This window comes from Paenibacillus sp. 05T425 (assembly GCF_056396205.1).
Genome location: NZ_JBFTLA010000189.1, coordinates 1 through 357 on the forward strand (window position 1 = coordinate 1; position 357 = coordinate 357).

Annotated in this window: 1 protein-coding gene; it reads left to right on the forward strand. The window is 62.7% G+C overall.

The features are described 5' to 3' along the window. Positions 1-357 (forward strand): MFS transporter (locus AC1DF0_RS32710; RefSeq protein ID WP_477577802.1); only part of this gene is annotated, 357 nt, incomplete at both ends.

Consider the following 357-nt stretch of genomic DNA (forward strand, 5'->3'; position numbering starts at 1 on the left):
CTGGTGGACCGGGTGCCGCCGCGCATTCTCTATAGCGTTGCATTGCTGCTGTGGTCGCTGGCCACGGTGATGCTCGGTTTCGCCGCCAGTTTTATCGCATTGTTCGTGCTGCGCATGGCGGTCGGAGCGCTGGAAGCGCCGGCGTACCCGATCAACAGCCGCGTAGTGACAACCTGGTTCCCCGAGCGCGAACGCGCCACAGCCATCGGTTTCTACACCTCCGGGCAGTTCGTCGGCCTGGCGTTCCTGACGCCGGTGCTTGCCTGGCTGCAACACCAATATGGCTGGCACATGGTGTTTGTCAGCACCGGTGTGGTGGGCATCCTTTGGGCAGTGATCTGGTACGCGGTGTATCGC